14 protein-coding genes are annotated in these 15701 nt (G+C 60.0%); 5 read left to right on the top strand and 9 right to left on the bottom strand.

Annotated elements, in window-relative coordinates; all coding sequences use genetic code 11:
* Positions 1 to 423: 423 nt before the first annotated feature.
* Positions 424 to 1350: a LysR family transcriptional regulator gene (locus AB4N48_RS23000; RefSeq protein WP_016772151.1), complete on the top strand. Its 927-nt coding sequence runs from the start codon at positions 424 to 426 to the stop codon at positions 1348 to 1350.
* On the opposite strand, the gene AB4N48_RS23005 is transcribed toward AB4N48_RS23000, so the two are convergent.
* The 9 genes from AB4N48_RS23005 to AB4N48_RS23045 form a co-directional block, all read right to left on the bottom strand.
* Entirely contained in the window at positions 1267 to 1584 is a 318-nt protein-coding gene (locus AB4N48_RS23005; protein ID WP_024011198.1) for an AzlD domain-containing protein, read from the bottom strand. The genes AB4N48_RS23000 and AB4N48_RS23005 overlap by 84 nt on opposite strands.
* Positions 1563 to 2279 carry an AzlC family ABC transporter permease gene (locus AB4N48_RS23010; protein WP_016772152.1) on the bottom strand — a complete coding sequence of 239 codons (717 nt, stop codon included), beginning with the start codon at positions 2277 to 2279 and terminating at the stop codon, positions 1563 to 1565. Before AB4N48_RS23010 ends, AB4N48_RS23005 begins: the two co-directional genes overlap by 22 nt.
* Positions 2276 to 2653: a GNAT family N-acetyltransferase gene (locus AB4N48_RS23015; RefSeq protein ID WP_016986309.1), complete on the bottom strand. Its 378-nt coding sequence runs from the start codon at positions 2651 to 2653 to the stop codon at positions 2276 to 2278. The genes AB4N48_RS23010 and AB4N48_RS23015 overlap by 4 nt, the downstream gene beginning before the upstream one ends.
* A gap of 79 nt (positions 2654 to 2732) precedes the next feature.
* Positions 2733 to 3479, bottom strand: coding sequence for a 2OG-Fe dioxygenase family protein (locus AB4N48_RS23020; protein WP_041477502.1), 747 nt, complete (start codon positions 3477 to 3479; stop codon positions 2733 to 2735).
* Positions 3480 to 3710: 231 nt separating this feature from the next.
* Positions 3711 to 5015, bottom strand: coding sequence for an OprD family porin (locus AB4N48_RS23025; protein ID WP_150741768.1), 1305 nt, complete (start codon positions 5013 to 5015; stop codon positions 3711 to 3713).
* A 463-nt stretch (positions 5016 to 5478) separates the two neighbouring features.
* A complete protein-coding gene (locus tag AB4N48_RS23030; RefSeq protein WP_039756463.1) occupies positions 5479 to 5691 on the bottom strand; it encodes a hypothetical protein in 213 nt (70 codons plus the stop codon).
* Between the two features lie 245 nt (positions 5692 to 5936).
* Positions 5937 to 7043, bottom strand: coding sequence for an agmatine deiminase (gene aguA / locus AB4N48_RS23035; protein ID WP_457264662.1), 1107 nt, complete (start codon positions 7041 to 7043; stop codon positions 5937 to 5939).
* The gene (gene aguB / locus AB4N48_RS23040; RefSeq protein ID WP_460094370.1) at positions 7043 to 7921 is read right to left on the bottom strand and encodes an N-carbamoylputrescine amidase; all 879 of its coding nucleotides are present in this window, start codon (positions 7919 to 7921) and stop codon (positions 7043 to 7045) included. The genes aguA and aguB overlap by 1 nt, the downstream gene beginning before the upstream one ends.
* 305 nt (positions 7922 to 8226) lie before the next feature.
* Entirely contained in the window at positions 8227 to 11139 is a 2913-nt protein-coding gene (locus AB4N48_RS23045; protein WP_460094371.1) for an aminotransferase, read from the bottom strand.
* A gap of 161 nt (positions 11140 to 11300) precedes the next feature.
* Between AB4N48_RS23045 and rfbC the strand changes: the two genes are divergently transcribed.
* Genes rfbC through AB4N48_RS23065 form a run of 4 tightly spaced genes read left to right on the top strand, consistent with a single transcriptional unit; the run spans position 11301 to position 15528 of the window.
* The gene (rfbC, locus tag AB4N48_RS23050) at positions 11301 to 11846 is read left to right on the top strand and encodes a dTDP-4-dehydrorhamnose 3,5-epimerase (RefSeq protein ID WP_056787145.1); all 546 of its coding nucleotides are present in this window, start codon (positions 11301 to 11303) and stop codon (positions 11844 to 11846) included.
* 42 nt (positions 11847 to 11888) lie between these two features.
* Positions 11889 to 13697: a sensor histidine kinase gene (locus AB4N48_RS23055; RefSeq protein ID WP_122508427.1), complete on the top strand. Its 1809-nt coding sequence runs from the start codon at positions 11889 to 11891 to the stop codon at positions 13695 to 13697.
* Complete coding sequence (locus AB4N48_RS23060) at positions 13694 to 15076, top strand: sigma-54-dependent transcriptional regulator (protein WP_041477494.1); 1383 nt, start codon at positions 13694 to 13696, stop codon at positions 15074 to 15076. The genes AB4N48_RS23055 and AB4N48_RS23060 overlap by 4 nt, the downstream gene beginning before the upstream one ends.
* A complete protein-coding gene (locus AB4N48_RS23065) occupies positions 15073 to 15528 on the top strand; it encodes a thioesterase domain-containing protein (protein WP_252877249.1) in 456 nt (151 codons plus the stop codon). Before AB4N48_RS23060 ends, AB4N48_RS23065 begins: the two co-directional genes overlap by 4 nt.
* Positions 15529 to 15701 lie beyond the last annotated feature (173 nt).

The following is a 15701-nucleotide window of genomic DNA, read 5'->3' on the forward strand; positions in this document are numbered from 1 at the left end:
TGCATTGTGTTCGGAGTGATCTTTGTGGGTCAATGCGAAGTTGATAGGTGGTTATCTACCACCATGGCTCGCATGCCAGACATCCATTTCAACTCCTTTGACTGTTGGGCGCTATCAGCTGAATCGTTACTTTACCTGAGACCTATCTGCGTATGACGCAGGCAAAAAGCTAGGAAGATGTAAGCTGTTTCTCTTCGAAAAAAATCTCCCCGCGCACCAAAACCACGCACTTTTTTGACCTTCATCACCCCCACTTCACCAAAAACCCCGATCCTCTGTCAGCCTCCAGCCATCGGCGGGGAAATCAATTCGCTACTAAATCCGCGACAACTATGCTCAGGTGCAGGAATATAGCCGGCATATGGCGCCGTTTCGGTCGTTTCGTAAACAACAATACCCAGCCCACTTCAGAGGGCATTACCCATGGATAGCAGAACCTTACGCAACCTCATGCGCATCGTGCAGACCGGCTCGTTGTCGGCCGCAGCCGAGCATTCGTGCCTGACCGTGCAGGCGTTGGCCGCACAGTTGAACAAGGTCGAAGAGCAGTTCGGTTTCCGCTTGTTTCGCCGCTCCAACAAGGGCCTGACGCTGACGCCGCAAGGTACGGAGCTCACGCCTTACATCGACAAAGTGTTGATCGCCACGCGACAGATGGAAGAAAAGGTCGAGGCGCTGAAGGTGCCCGGGCAGCGCACGTTGAAGGTGGCGTTGAACAACACCCTGTCGCCTGATTTCAACCGACGCATGATCGGACGCCTGATTGAGGTGTTTCCCGATTACCAGATGGAATTCAGCTACGCCGAGTCGATGGAAAACCTCAGCAAGCTGAAGAATGAGGACTTCGATCTGGCGGTGTTGATCGGCCCACAGCGCCCGGGGTTGCCGAGCATCGTCCTGCCGGATGTGCAGGTGCAGGTGGTCGGTGCGCATTGCGGTCAGGAAAACGATCCGCTGACTTTGCTGGGCAACAAGTTTCAGGTGCGTCCTGCGGAAGATTGTCCGTATTCCCACAGCTTCTTGCGGTTTCTCGACGCCGGGCTGGGCAATCACGAGAACGGCCAGCGCATGGTCTATTCCTGCAGCGAAACCCTGACGCTGTCGTTGATCACGCAGATGGATGCGGTCGGCATGGTCTCGCGTGAAGCGGCGCAGAAGAACGGTCTGACGATTTTTCCCGGTTTCGAGGATTTCCTCGAAGTGCGCCTGGCGGTAAACAATCCGGAGCTGTCGCACCAGGCGCTGAACGACGTCGTTGATCTGCCGCTACATGAACGAGCCGAGCGCAATGTACGCAGCCGTCCCCACCGCCACACTGAGAAAGAGGTTTTTGCTGAAATACGCACATAGCAACGTCGGAATCGCAGCATAGAATTCCGGGCGATCGAGCTGGATCTGCCGATCCTTGATCAACAGGGGTGTGAGGCTGATCGCAGCGACGATCGCCACCGGCAGATATTCCAGCGCCCGCGCCACGAAGGGCGGCCAGTGTTCGGTGTTGATCTGCAGTGGCAAGGCGCGCGGCAGGAAGGTCACGGCCATCATCAGCACCACCACCAGAATCAGGAACGTTTGGTCAGGCATACACCCACTCCGCAGCCCACAAACGTGGCGATAAATACGTTGAAGGGCGAACTGCCGATCAGGCTCAGCGCCCCCATGCAGACCACGGCGGCAGCGGCGGCAATCAGTTTGTTGCGCGTGTTGCACAGCGAGACCAGCACGTAAAGCATCATCGCCGTCAGCGCGTAGTCGAGCTGATATTTGATCAAGTGCGCCGCGTACTGCGCGCAGACCGCACCGAGCAAACCGCCGAGCACCCACGAGGTGTGGCAGAACAGGTTGAAGCCGATCAGGTAACGCACATTGACCGGTGCGCCCGTGCCGAGCTTGACGCTATGAAAGGCGAAGGATTCATCCGTCAGGCCACCGGCGTAAGCCCAACGCTCCATGCGGCTCAAGCCAAGGGCGCGCAGGGCCTTGGCCATGTACACCGACATCAGCATGTGCCGCGCATTGATCAGGAAAGTGGTCAGCACAATGGTGGTCAGCGAGGCGCCGCTGGAGATCAGCGCCAGCGCGGCGAACTGCGAAGCGCCGGCATAGACGAACAAGCACATCGCTACTGGCAGCCACATCGGCAGGCCGGCGTTGACCGCCATCAGCCCGAAGACAAACGACACGGTGAAATACCCGGCGACCACCGGGCTGGCTTCGGCAAACGTGCGCGACGGCTGATGAGTCGCCATCAGCGGCGCGCTGCCGGACCTTTCATTCATAGATCCCTCTCAAATGTTCGTTCGCCGTGAGGCTCGCAAAAACCCTGGGCAGCCCAGAATCGCTTGCCCGCGAGGTTAGCATCGTCGACGAACAGAAACATCCGCAGCACCCCGACCCGTTTCATGTCGGACGACGCTGCTTCAACCAGACGCTGGCCCACGCCCTGGCTGCGGTAGCGCGGGCTCACGGCCAGATGATTGATCGTGCCGCGACTGCCGAGCATGCCGCCGAGCACCGCGCCGACGATCTCGCCAGCCACATCGAACGCCAGATACGCCGTGGTGGTTTTCTGGATCAACACGCCGCGCAGGCATTTGGCGTCCTGCCATTCGCAGAACGACACTTCGTCGAACTGGCGGAAGAAGCGCTCCATGCGTTGCGCATCCTTGGCGGTGGCGCGGCGCAGTACCACTGGCGTCGAGCACTCGACGCCGTCGATTGGGGTGATCTGATTAGCGAACAATGTCGAAAGCGGTCCCGGGCCGCGAGAAGGAAATCGCCAGAATCTGCCGGTACGCCATGGCATGGGTGTGGGTATTGCGCGCCGGGGTCACGTAGTGGCGCATGTCGCGATCGAGGAAGAAGGTGGTATCGAGAATTTCCTCGTAGGTGGTCGCCGCCAGTTGATGCTCGTGGATGTCGTACAGTCGACTCTCGGCACCCTCTACGTTACTGCGGCCCCAGAAGTGCACACCGCTGAACGGATAGCCGTCGCAATGAATACCTTCAGGAGTGATTTCCAGCTGTTTGCCGGGTTTGATCTCGATGCGGATCTGATGGATCTGGCACTGCCAGATTTCATCGTGCAACTCTTCCGGCAGGACACTTTTGTACACTTCGAAATCGGTGTCGATCAGGCTGCGCATCACCGGCGAGGAGATCACTTCCTCGGAAAAGTCCTGGAAGTGGCGCACCACGCCACCGACGTAAGCGTTGTTCTCTTTCGATTGCACATAGGCGCGATGCTCAAGTTGCTTGAGCTCGCGAGTTTTCGGGTTGTATTCAAAGTCGCTGTAACGACGATAACGCATGCCGGCTTCGGCCTGACCGTAGTAGCTGTCTGGCTCCATGTTTTCCCAACTTTTGGTCAGTCTGACGAAGTCGGCAAAATGACCGTAGAGATTGAAGTCACCACCCTGGACGTTGACAAACTTGTCGCGCCGTAGCGATTCGCCCACTTCTCTGTTCAAAACGATCATTACCAAATTCTCCGCTGCGTTGAACGCCCTAATCTATTGGGTGGAGAATTTGCGTCCATGAGAAAGAATTTCAGGCATTTGAAGCACTGCTTGAAACGGAATCTGCAGCGCTTGAAAAACGACTTTTACATGACAAAAACACCGGTTATTTGCGGTTTTCGCTGAAGAACCGGCGAAAAAAAACCCCGATCGAATCGGGGTTTTCTCATTTCTCTTACAGCGGATCGATCATCAGAAGATGTTGATCGGATAGTCCACGAATACACGCAGCTCGTTACCGCTGACGTTGTACTCGCTGGATTTCTGCGACACGCGCAGGATCGAGCTGCGCAACTTCACGCTCAGGTCTTTGGCCGGGCCACTCTGCACGACGTACTTGAACTGGTTGAAGATTTCGCGCTCGGTGCCGCCTTCGCTGGTGGACGTGGTGATGTTGTCGCCGCGCACGTAAGCGAAGTTGTAGCTCAGACCCGGAACGCCGAACGAACCGAAGTCCAGACCGTAACCCAGCTGCCAGCTGCGTTCGTCTTCGGCGTTGAAGTCAGACCAGTAGGAGTTGGCCAGATAGATGGAGTTACCACCGTCGCCGACACGGCCCTGATCTTTCTGGTAGCCGCCGTAGGCATAACCGAGGTTGCTGTCGCCGGTGGAACGCTGGTGCGCCACGGTGAACGAGTGCGGGCCGGTGGCGAAGGTGGCTGCCAGGCTCCAGATCTTGTTGTCGCGACCGGTGACGATGCTTTCGCCCGGCACGGTGTTTTCGCGTACGTACGAGCTGTCCAGCTTGGTGCGATAGCCGTTGAAATCCAGGGTCAGCGACTGATCCTTGTTGAACGGAATCACATAGTTGGCGTTCACGTACTGTTTCTTCAAGACGTCCTCAACGTCGGAGGCGTACAGCGCGCCTTTGAAGTTTTCGGTGAACTGATAGCTGCCGCCCAACACGTTGATCGACTTCAGACCGCCGCTGTCACGGCCTTCATCGCTCTTGCGCGATTCGGCGGTGAAGCGACCGGCGTTCAATTCCAGGCCTTTGATCTCACGGGAGGTGATCAAAGTACCGGTATAGCTTTCCGGCAGCAGACGCACGTTGTCGTAGCTCAGCACCGGCAGGGCCGGCATCTGGTCGCCATAGGTCAACACGGTGTTGGAAACACGGAATTTGACCGCTGCGCCGCCCTTGGCAATGTCGTGGTTCGCGCGACCATCATTTTCCTGCCTGAAGAAGTCGATGCCGCCGGCGCCGCTACGGCCCTTGCCGCCGTCCAGGCGCAATGCGTACAGACCGAAAGCGTCCACGCCGACACCAACGGTGCCTTGGGTGAAGCCCGACGAGAACGTACCGATGGCCGCTTGGCCCCATTCGGCCTTGTCCTTGTTACCGTCTTTGTAATCACGATTGATGTAGGCGTTGCGCAACAGCACTTTAAGGCTGCTGTCTTCAACGAAACCCTTGGATTCGGCCTGGTCGTTAGCCATGGCCTGTGTAGCACTCAACATCCCCAGGGCGATCAGACTGATTCGCTTGTTCAACATTTTGTTTTCCTTATTACGGGTTGAAACGCGCTGTGTCGAACGGCTGAAACGGCGCTTTCTGCACTCTTGTATTCACCCCGAAACAAAAAAGCCCGCCGACGTAACGTCCTGGCGGGCCTGCTCCTTATTTTGAGTCATGGCGGTTAGCCACAGGCGTTGGGCCGAATCGTAGCCGCGCCCTGAACTGTGTGTCAATTTCAAGAATCGTCTTTAAATAGGCGAAAAACGTCTAAGAAACGTATTTTTTTTGCTGGGCTGTTGCAGAAAAAACGGATTAAACAGGGAGTTCTGAACTGTGGGAGCAAGCCTGCTCTGGAAGCGCTGGATCAGTTAACAAAGTCATTGGCAGTGCTGACGCCTTCGCGAGCAGGCTCGCTCCCACCTTTGAATGCCTGTGGATAAAAATCAGGCCAAAAAAAGCGCCGCCATCCCGGCAGCGCTTTTTGACCAATCCCTGTTGTTCCTATCCTTCCATCACATCCCACAAGGCTTCCAGCTCGGCCTCGCTGAACAGGCCAGCGGGGTAACGCTCGATCATCATCCGGCGCGGATCAGGTTGTCTGATCTGACGCGTTCCATTGGACTTCAACCAGTGCGCGACAAGCTGGAGCGATTCGCCGTTGACGGCCATGGGATGCACAGTCCGCTCGCTGACTACGTTCACTTCGGCGTTCATTTCAGCGCTCTCTCCCCGTTCATGAGCGGCTACGTTATCCAAGGTTTGTGACAGAACTGTTGAAGTTCCCCTCCCTCCCTAGTGCATCAGGAGCAATACAAGAGCTATGCCAAGGCGACTCGAATGTCGACCGGCGGATACAAACAAGCCCGCGGTCCTGACGGGCCGCGGGCTTGCTTTCATGCTGAGCGAGCTAATCATTGCCTGGCTGATTTGTGAATCAACTCAAGCTGTTACGACTCAACTCACTCTTTGTGCGGCGCTGGCTGCTGTTGGGTAAGGCAGTGAATATTGCCGCCACCCAGTAACAGTTCACGGCCCGGCACCATCACCACTTCGTGCTGCGGGAACAGCTTCTGCAGAATTTCCCTGGCCGGGGCATCCATCGGGTCGTCGAAGCTCGGCGCGATGATGCCGCCGTTGACGATCAGGAAGTTCACGTAGGAGCCGGCCAGGCGCACGGAAGGATTGCGCTCCTGCGAACCGTCCACCGCATCGACGCCGGCACACTCTTCTTCGGTCGCGTACAGCGGCCCCGGAATCGGCATTTTGTGCACCGTGAACGGGCGGCCCTTGGCGTCGGTGCTGCTTTGCAGCACTTGCATCGCGGCCTGGCAGCGCGGGTAGTTCGGATCCTGCGGATCTTCGGTCCAGGCCAGCAACACTTCGCCCGGACGCACGTAGCAGCAGAAGTTATCCACATGGCCGTCGGTTTCATCGTTGAACAAGCCATCCGGCAACCAGATGATCTTGTCCACAGACAGGTTGTCGCTGAGTACGGCTTCGATTTCTTCGCGGCTCAGGTGCGGGTTGCGATTGCGGTTGAGCAGGCATTCTTCGGTGGTGATCAGCGTGCCTTCGCCGTCGACATGAATCGAGCCGCCTTCGAGCACGAAACCTTCGGTGCGGTAGCGCGGGCTGCGCTCGATCTCGAGGATCTTGCCGCCGACCTGCGAATCACGGTTCCACGGTGCATACAGGCCGCCATCGAAACCGCCCCAGGCGTTGAAATCCCAGTTCACACCGCGCACTTCGCCATGGTTATTGATAACGAAGGTCGGGCCGCTGTCACGAACCCAGGCATCGTCGCTGGACATTTCCACCACGCGGATATTCGGCACATCGAGGCGCGCGAGGGCGTTTTCGTACTGGCCGGCGGAGACGGCAACGGTCACCGGCTCGAAGCGGGCGATGGCTTTGGCCACTGTGGCGTGCGCGGCCTGCGCCGGTTTGCCACCCAGACGCCAGTTGTCCGGGCGCTCGGGCCAGATCATCCAGGTCTGGGTTTGTGGCGCCCACTCGGCCGGCATGTAGAAGCCGTCGGCGCGCGGGGTACTTTTCAATGTGGTCATCAGGACTCCAGGGAACCGTCGAGGGTTTTCAACGCGCCGTACAGATTCGGTCGGCGGTCGCGGAATGAACCCCACGCGCTGCGAATATGTTCCAGCTCGTCGAGGTTGAACGTGTGCACAAGAATACCTTCTTCGGTTTTATTCAGCTCCTGCACTTTTTCGCCGAACTGGTTGGCGATGAACGAAGAGCCATAGAAGGTGATGTCGTAGCCGTCCTGTTCTTCGTTGCCGATGCGGTTGCTGGCGATCAGCGGCATCAGATTGGCGCCGGCATGGCCCTGCTGCACCCGCTGCCAGTGATCGCGCGAAGAAATGGTCTTGTCGTGCGGCTCGCTGCCGATCGCGGTTGGATAAAAGAGAATTTCCGCGCCTTGCAGGGCCATGCTGCGCGCCGCTTCCGGGAACCACTGGTCCCAGCAGATGCCGACGCCGATTTTCGCATAACGGGTGTTCCACACCTTGAAGCCGGTGTCGCCCGGGTTGAAGTAATACTTCTCGTGATAGCCCGGGCCGTCCGGAATGTGGCTTTTACGATAAATTCCGAGGTTGCTGCCGTCGGCGTCGATGATCGCGATGCTGTTGAAGCGTGCACGCCCGGCCAGTTCGTAGAAGCTGATCGGCAGCACCACTTGCAGCTCTTTGGCAATTTTCCGGAAATGCTTGATGGCGACGTTTTCTTCAACCGTCGTTGCCAGTTGCAGGTAATCCGGATTGGGCTTCTGGCAGAAGTACGGTGCCTCGAACAGTTCCAGGATGAGGATGATCTGCGCGCCTTTGCCGGCGGCTTCACGGACCAGTCTTTCAGCGGTTTCGAGGTTGGCTTCCAGGTCCCACGAACAGGCCATCTGCGTGGCGGCGACGGTAACGATACGGCTCATGAATCATCTCCGGGCTAGTGCTTTGACAGTCGAAGAATTCGACCGAAAAGAAAACGCGCGCACCGGACAAAAGATCGTCATGCCGGAGCAATGGCGAATTTATAACCGATAAATATCGGCTTTAAAAGCTATAAATCAGTAATCTATTCGTTTGAACGCTAATTAAATCGATACAAATCGAACTTGAGAGCGAAAACAAATGTGGGAGCGAGCCTGCTCGCGAATGCGCTGTGTCAGTCACCGCATGTGGCGACTGATACACAGCTTTCGCGAGCAGGCTCGCTCCCACAGGGGATGTGCCTTGCTTACAGGCCTTCGCTCAACACCCGATCCAGCATTTCGACGAAGAAATCCACGCTCTGGCGCGACGTCACCATCGGTGGCTTGATCTTGAGGATGTTCAAGTCATCGCCCGTCGGCTGCATGAAGATCCCCAACTCGCGCAGACGATCACACAGCAACGCAGTTTCGGCGGTCGCCGGCTCCAGCGTCTGGCGATTGCGGATCAGTTCCAGCCCGAGGTAGAAACCGGAGCCGTGCACCGCACCGACCAGCGGATGTTTATCGATTAACGCTTCCAGGCGCGCCTTGAAGTAACCGCCGACGACCTGGGCGTTTTCCCAGAGCTTTTCCTCCTCCATCACATCCAGCACCGCCATGCCGATCTGGCAACTGACCGGACTGCCGCCCGCCGACGAGAAGAAATAACCTTCGGCCTCCAGCGCCTCGGCGATTTCCCGGCGGGTGATCACCGCGCCAAGTGGCTGGCCGTTACCCATGCCTTTGGCCATGGTGATGATGTCCGGCACCACGCCCTGCTCTTCGAAGCCCCAGAAGAAATGGCCCATGCGCCCGTAACCGACCTGCACTTCGTCAGCGATGCACACCCCGCCCTGCGCGCGGACCTTTTCATACACCTGCGGCAGATAGCCCGGCGGTAAAGAAATACCCCCGGCATTACCGTAGACCGGCTCGCAGATGAAACCGGCCAGTTGCCGCTTTTGCTCGGCCAGTTTTTGCAGGTGATGTTCGACGCTGCGCACGTAATCCGGCGCCGAATCCGCGCCACGGAATTCGCCCCGATAAGTGTTCGGCGCCGGCACCGGATGCACCCAGTCCGGGCGACTTTCCAGCGCCCTCGGGTTGTCGGCAATCGACGTCGATACCGCATCGGCACCGATCGTCCAGCCGTGATACGCCTCGAGCACGCTGATCATGTCGCGCCCGCCGCTGAAAGCCCAGGCCAGACGAATCGCCAGGTCATTGGCCTCGCTGCCGCTGTTGACCAGGAACACGCGATCCATGCCCTTCGGCGCCAGCTTCAACAAGCGCTCGGAGAACTCGGCGACCGCCGCATAGTTGAAGCGCGAATTGGTATTGAGCAACGACCACTGCCGCGCCGCGACCGCCGCCATCCGAGGGTGACCGTGGCCGAGCACCGCGACGTTATTGAGCATGTCCAGATAGGATCGGCCCTGCATATCAATCAGGTGATTGCGCCAGCCGCGTTCAATACGTGGCGGGTCAACGTAATAGTGTTTTTGCGTGCGGGCGAAACTGGCATCGCGGCGTTCAAGCAGGGTTTGCGCGTCCAGCTCAGGCTCGGCGTCGCAGGCCAGCCCGAGCAACGTCGCCGGCGACGGGCACGACGCCTGCCACGCGGATGCACGGGACGGCGTGCAGAACAGCGGCGCGTCGAGTTCTGCTCCCCGGCACATCTGCACGAGCAGCGAACCCGTGACCGCACCGAGTTTCTGGCCTCGATCCAGTGCCGCGCCATGGCCAAGAACTGGCGTCACGCCCCACAGGCGAACGCTGAACTGCGGGCCATCGAGTTGCAGCGCCCCGTTTGCCGCTTGATTCAGAACGCCGGGGAACGGTGCTTGCACCTCGCTTCCGGTCGGCACACGCAATTCGACATGCAACGGGAACGTATCCGGTTCAGCCGCACTGTCCGGGCGGGTGCGTGACAAGCGGTACTGGCCATAACGCGTCGCCGCCAGCCCATGGACCGCTGCTGCTTCTGTCAGCAAGCGCTGATCAATGCCCGGCTGCTCCCAATTGCCCGCTTCGAAATGCGGACTCAACACGCCCAGATCGATCAGCGCAAATTCACGCCCGACCAGCCCGGGCAACAATGGTGCAAATTCTGTGTTTTCAGCCTCCGGCACGGTCTGTCCCACGGCGGTGAGAATCGCCGCTTCCATCAGCTCCAGTGGCACCGAGGTCGCGACGCGGAAGATTTCCCACTCGTGGCTGAGATTGTCGCGGCTATAAGTATTGGCGGGATCGATGCTCACCTGTTGCTCGCCACTGAGCACCAGCACCGCCGCCCGCGCCACGATCAAGGGCCACAGCGCTTGCAGTTCTGCGTACTGCAACGGATTGACCGCGTGATACGCCTTGACCGCCGACAGGATGACAAACGGATCGCCATCGGCGTGATGCAGCAAAGCCGCACAGGTCACGGACAAATCAGTGATGCGCCAGGTGCGCACCAGATCACCGAAGTCGATCACCCCCTGCAATTGCCAATGCCGCTGGGCATCACGCGCCCAGACGACGTTGTCATCGGTGATATCCATGTGAATCGCCTGCACCGGCAGCTTGTCCAGCAGCGGCTGCAAACGGCGCTCGGCCTGCTCGGCGGCAGCGCTGATCACCGCACGCTGCTGCACGTCCGAGATCACCGGCAACAGATGACTGATCAAAGCGTTGGCGTGACGCGCGTCCCACTGCAAGGTGCGTTCAAGGCCGGGGTGATCGAAGCCTGCCAGCGCCAGATCCATCTCGCCACAGAGTCGGCCAAACCCGGCAACCACGTCCTGGCCAAGATGATCGAAATCGGTCAACGGCTGCCCGTCGATGTACTCCAACAACCGCACATGCACCGTTTCGCCATTGGCTTGCAACGACAACAGATCTGCACCGTTATTGGCTGCGATGACGCGCGGCACCTTGATCGCCGAGTGCTCGGCCAGATAATTGAGGCCTGCGTGCTGGGCTTGCAGCTCCACAAGAGCGTAGTCGCCACGACAGACTTTCAACACGAAGCGCCCACTGCCAGCGTCGACGCGATAATTCAGATCCTGCTGGCTGCCCAGCGCCTGCAACGTGCCGCTGAGCCCGTAATGTTCGGCCAGCCATTGCAGCGCCTGCGCCTCTGAAACCTGCGGACCGGGCAAACTGGCGCGATGAATCAACGTGGCGAGCGGCATGAAACGACCCCTGTAATTTTATTAGGCGCTTATATCGCCATTGCCTTGGCGGTTACGCAACCCCCAGCGTGACTGAACGGCCCAATTCAAACCGAACGCTCGCGCCCTGCAGCACTTTGCGCAAGAATGTCGGCCATTCACACCTGTCTATGGAAATCCTCATGAATGTCATCACCACCGATCTGCCCGGTGTTCTGATCATCGAACCCAAGGTGTTCGGCGACGAGCGCGGTTTTTTCTACGAGAGTTTCAATGCCAAAGCGTTTCAGGACGCCACCGGTCTGGATACGCAATTTGTGCAGGACAACCATTCGCGCTCGCAAAAAGGCGTGCTGCGTGGCCTGCATTACCAGTTGCAGAACACCCAGGGCAAACTGGTTCGCGTGACCGCGGGTGAAGTGCTTGATGTGGCGGTGGACATCCGTCGCAGCTCGCCGCATTTCGGCAAATCGGTGGCGGTGCGCCTGTCGGCGGAAAATCATCGTCAGCTATGGGTACCGGAAGGTTTCGCTCACGGTTTCGTGGTGCTGAGCGAGTTCGCCGAATTCCTCTACAAGACCACCAACTATTACGACCCGTCCTCCGAGCGCAGCATTCGCTGGGACGACCCGGCGCTGGGCATCGACTGGCAACTGGACGAAGCGCCGAAGCTGTCGGCCAAGGACCAGGCGGCTGCGCTGCTCAAGGACGCTGACGTCTTCGCCTGAGGCCGGGCATAATGCGCCTGTCCCTACAGGCGTATCCGGCACATGAAACCACCGCTTCCCCGCAGACCCCGCTGGCGCAGCCTCGCGCTGTTGGCCCTGTGCCTGGCGCCGCTGCTGTGGCCGCTGGAACATCTTGCCGAGCGCTATTACCGCAGCGAACTCGCCGGGCAGAATCGCCAGACCCTCGATCTCTACGTCGCCAACCTGCTCGGCACCCTGCATCGCTATGAAGTGTTGCCGCAGATTCTCGGCGATCTGCCGGCCCTGCGCGCAGTGCTCGGTGCGCCGGACGACGGCGTGACCCAAGGCAACGCCAATCGCCTGCTGAAAAACATCGCTGCGCAGACCGGCGCTGAAGTCATGTATCTGATGGACACCTCCGGCCAGACACTGGCGGCGTCGAACTGGGACAAACGCGACAGCTTCGTCGGCCGCAACTTCGCCTTCCGCCCGTATTTCAGCGAAGCCATGGCCGGGCGCCTCGGACGCTTCTTCGGCCTCGGCACCACTTCCGCCAAGCGCGGCTACTTCTTCGCCGCTGCTGTGCGCAACGGCGAGAAAATCATCGGCGTGCTGGTGATCAAGGTCGACCTCGACCATACCGAAAGCCTGTGGGGCAAAACCCCGGAACAATTGCTGGTGACCGACCATAACGGCGTGGTCATCCTGACGTCGCGCCCGGAATGGCGTTTCCGCTCCACCCGTGCATTGAGCGATGCCGAGCGCGCCGCGATCACCGCGATCCAGCCCTACCCGACCCGTGAACCGCGGCCGCTGAACCTGAGCGCCGACGCCTGGCTGACGCAGACCCACGACATCGCCGAAACCGGTTGGAGCGTCAGCATTCTCGCCCCGCGCACGCTGATCGATCGTCCGGTGCGCACGGTGGTTGCGATCGGCGGCGCCACGCTGTTGGTGGTGATGCTGCTGGTGGGTTTGATGATGCAACGTCGCCGGCATTATCTGGAGCGCATCGCCTTTGAGGCCAAGGCGCGCCGCGAGCTGGAGGGCCGGGTTGCCGAACGTACCAGCGATCTGGAGGGCCTCAACCGGCGTTTGAAACAGGAAGTGCTCGAGCGTGAGCAGGCGCAGCAGGAGCTGGTACGCGCCCAGGACGATCTGGTTCAGGCCGGCAAACTGTCGGCGCTGGGGACCATGTCGGCGAGTATCAGCCACGAACTCAATCAGCCGCTGGCAGCGATTCGCAGTTATGCGGAAAACGCCGAAGTGCTGCTCGATCATCAGCGCACCGAGGACGCGCGCGGCAACCTCAAGCTGATCAGCGAACTGACCGGGCGCATGGCCTCGATCATCGCCCATTTGCGTGCCTTCGCTCGGCGCGATCGCCACGCACCGGAAAGCGTCGCTCTGCAACCGGCGCTGGACGATGCGCTGGCATTACTCGCCAAACGTCGGCGCAGCATGGAAGTCGAACTGATTCGCGACCTGCCCGCCGCGACGCTGTGGGTCGAGGCCGGAGAAACCCGATTGCGCCAGGTGCTCGGCAATCTGCTGGCCAACGCCCTCGATGCGCTCACCGAAAAAGGCCCGCCGCGCAAATTGTGGCTGAGTGCCGAAGCCACCGCCGACGGCGTCAATCTGTACATTCGCGACAACGGCCCCGGGTTCTGCATGGAAGCTCTTGGCCGTGCCAGCGAGCCCTTCTACACCACCAAGACCCGCACCCAGGGTCTGGGTCTGGGGCTGGCCATTTGTGAAACGCTGATGCGCGCCTTTGGCGGCGAGCTGTCGTTCGCCAACCACAAGCAAGGCGGCGCCCTGATCACCTTGCGCCTGCGCGCCGGCGCGCCCGGAGTCAGCCTGCAACCTTCCGAGGATCGAAGTGCATGACCATCGACAATCGCATCCAGGTAGTGTTGATCGACGACGATCCGCACCTGCGCCAGGCTCTCGGCCAGACCCTGGACCTGGCCGGCCTGAAAATTCTTCCGCTGTCCGAAGCCAAGGGCCTCGCCGCACAGCTTGAGCGTGACTGGCCAGGTGTGGTGGTCAGCGACATTCGCATGCCGGGCATGGACGGCCTCGAGCTGCTCAGTGAATTGCACGCACAGGATCCCGAGTTGCCGGTGCTGCTGATCACCGGCCATGGCGACGTACCGCTGGCAGTGCAAGCGATGCGCGCCGGTGCTTACGATTTTCTGGAAAAGCCCTTTGCCAGCGATGCACTGCTCGACAGCGTCCGTCGCGCCCTCGCGCTACGGCGGCTGGTGCTGGACAACCGCAGCCTGCGTCTGGCCTTGAGCGACCGCAACGAATTGAGCGCTCGGCTGGTCGGCCATTCGACGCCAATGCTGCGCCTGCGTGAACAGATCGGCGCGCTGGCGGCGACCAAGGCCGACGTGCTGATCCTCGGCGAAACCGGTGCCGGCAAAGAGGTGGTGGCCCGCGCGCTGCACGATTTGTCGAGCCGCCGCAACGGCCCGTTCGTGGCGATCAACGCCGGCGCCCTGGCCGAATCGGTGGTGGAAAGCGAGCTGTTCGGCCACGAGCCCGGCGCCTTCACCGGCGCGCAGAAGCGTCGCATCGGCAAATTCGAATTCGCCAACGGCGGCACGCTGTTTCTCGACGAAATCGAAAGCATGAGCATGGACGTGCAAGTGAAACTGCTGCGCATGCTCCAGGAGCGGGTCGTCGAGCGCCTGGGCGGCAATCAGTTGATCCCGCTGGACATCCGCGTCATCGCCGCGACCAAGGAAGACCTGCGCCAGGCGGCGGATCAGGGCCGCTTCCGCGCCGACTTGTATTACCGCCTCAACGTCGCGCCGCTGCGCATCCCGCCGTTGCGCGAACGCGGCGAAGACGCACTGGTGTTGTTCCAGCATTACGCCGATGAAGCCAGCGCCCGTCACGGCTTGCCGCCCCACGAGCTGCAACCGGCACACCGCGCCCTGCTGCTGCGCCATACTTGGCCAGGCAATGTACGTGAACTGCAAAATGCCGCCGAACGCTTCGCCCTCGGCCTTGAACTGGCACTGGACAACAGCGCTGATGGCAGCGGCGGCGCGCCTGTAGAAGTGGTCAGCGGCGGCCTCAGCGAGCAAGTCGAAAACTTCGAAAAATCGTTGATAGCCGCCGAACTGGCGCGCTCGCACAGCTCGGTGCGCAGCCTCGCCGAAGCTCTGGGTATTCCGCGCAAGACCCTGCATGACAAGCTGCGCAAACACGGTCTGAATTTCGGCGACAGCAGCCACGGGGAAGACAACGAATGAGCAGCGAAAGCGAATACCTGCAAACGGTGCTGCATCACGACATTCCGCTGACCGCCGAAATGGGCCTCGAGGTGCTTGAGTGGCGCGAGCAGCAACTGAGCCTGCACCTGCCCCTCGCGCCCAACGTCAATCACAAGAGCACCATGTTTGGCGGCAGCCTGTACTGCGCAGCGGTGCTGGCCGGTTGGGGCTGGTTGCATTTACGTTTGAAGGAAGAAGGGATTGCCGACGGACATATCGTCATTCAGGAAGGACAGATCAGTTATCCGCTGCCGGTGACGGGAGACGCCGTGGCCATTTGCCCGGCGCCGGAGGCCGCGGTGTGGAAACGCTTTGTGGCGATGTATCGGCGATATGGACGGGCGCGGCTGACGCTGGATACGCGGATACTGAATGCGGGAAGTGAGGACGAGGCGGTGAGATTTACCGGGCAGTACGTTTTGCACCGTTGAAGATCAACAGCCCCTCACCCTAGCCCTCTCCCGAGGGAGAGGGAACCGATACGGGGATGCTACAGATTTACGTCGACCTGAAACTGCTTCGCCGAATCCACGACTCGATTCTCCAGGTCGATGCATAGCGCCAGACAACTCGGTCGGCTCCCTCTCCTGGGGGAGAGGGCCGG

The organism is Pseudomonas sp. S2_C11 (assembly GCF_054668395.1).

What these genes read in the sequence shown, in the direction of transcription:
- aguA (WP_457264662.1), bottom strand. Translation starts at nt 7,043, where the DNA reads ATGACCACATTGAAAAGTACCCCGCGCGCCGACGGCTTCTACATGCCG.
- AB4N48_RS23045 (WP_460094371.1), bottom strand. Translation starts at nt 11,139, where the DNA reads ATGCCGCTCGCCACGTTGATTCATCGCGCCAGTTTGCCCGGTCCGCAG.
- AB4N48_RS23065 (WP_252877249.1), top strand. Translation starts at nt 15,073, where the DNA reads ATGAGCAGCGAAAGCGAATACCTGCAAACGGTGCTGCATCACGACATT.
- AB4N48_RS23055 (WP_122508427.1), top strand. Translation starts at nt 11,889, where the DNA reads ATGAAACCACCGCTTCCCCGCAGACCCCGCTGGCGCAGCCTCGCGCTG.
- AB4N48_RS23060 (WP_041477494.1), top strand. Translation starts at nt 13,694, where the DNA reads ATGACCATCGACAATCGCATCCAGGTAGTGTTGATCGACGACGATCCG.
- AB4N48_RS23020 (WP_041477502.1), bottom strand. Translation starts at nt 3,479, where the DNA reads ATGATCGTTTTGAACAGAGAAGTGGGCGAATCGCTACGGCGCGACAAG.
- AB4N48_RS23010 (WP_016772152.1), bottom strand. Translation starts at nt 2,279, where the DNA reads ATGAATGAAAGGTCCGGCAGCGCGCCGCTGATGGCGACTCATCAGCCG.
- AB4N48_RS23015 (WP_016986309.1), bottom strand. Translation starts at nt 2,653, where the DNA reads ATGGAGCGCTTCTTCCGCCAGTTCGACGAAGTGTCGTTCTGCGAATGG.
- rfbC (WP_056787145.1), top strand. Translation starts at nt 11,301, where the DNA reads ATGAATGTCATCACCACCGATCTGCCCGGTGTTCTGATCATCGAACCC.
- AB4N48_RS23030 (WP_039756463.1), bottom strand. Translation starts at nt 5,691, where the DNA reads ATGAACGCCGAAGTGAACGTAGTCAGCGAGCGGACTGTGCATCCCATG.
- aguB (WP_460094370.1), bottom strand. Translation starts at nt 7,921, where the DNA reads ATGAGCCGTATCGTTACCGTCGCCGCCACGCAGATGGCCTGTTCGTGG.
- AB4N48_RS23005 (WP_024011198.1), bottom strand. Translation starts at nt 1,584, where the DNA reads ATGCCTGACCAAACGTTCCTGATTCTGGTGGTGGTGCTGATGATGGCC.
- AB4N48_RS23000 (WP_016772151.1), top strand. Translation starts at nt 424, where the DNA reads ATGGATAGCAGAACCTTACGCAACCTCATGCGCATCGTGCAGACCGGC.
- AB4N48_RS23025 (WP_150741768.1), bottom strand. Translation starts at nt 5,015, where the DNA reads ATGTTGAACAAGCGAATCAGTCTGATCGCCCTGGGGATGTTGAGTGCT.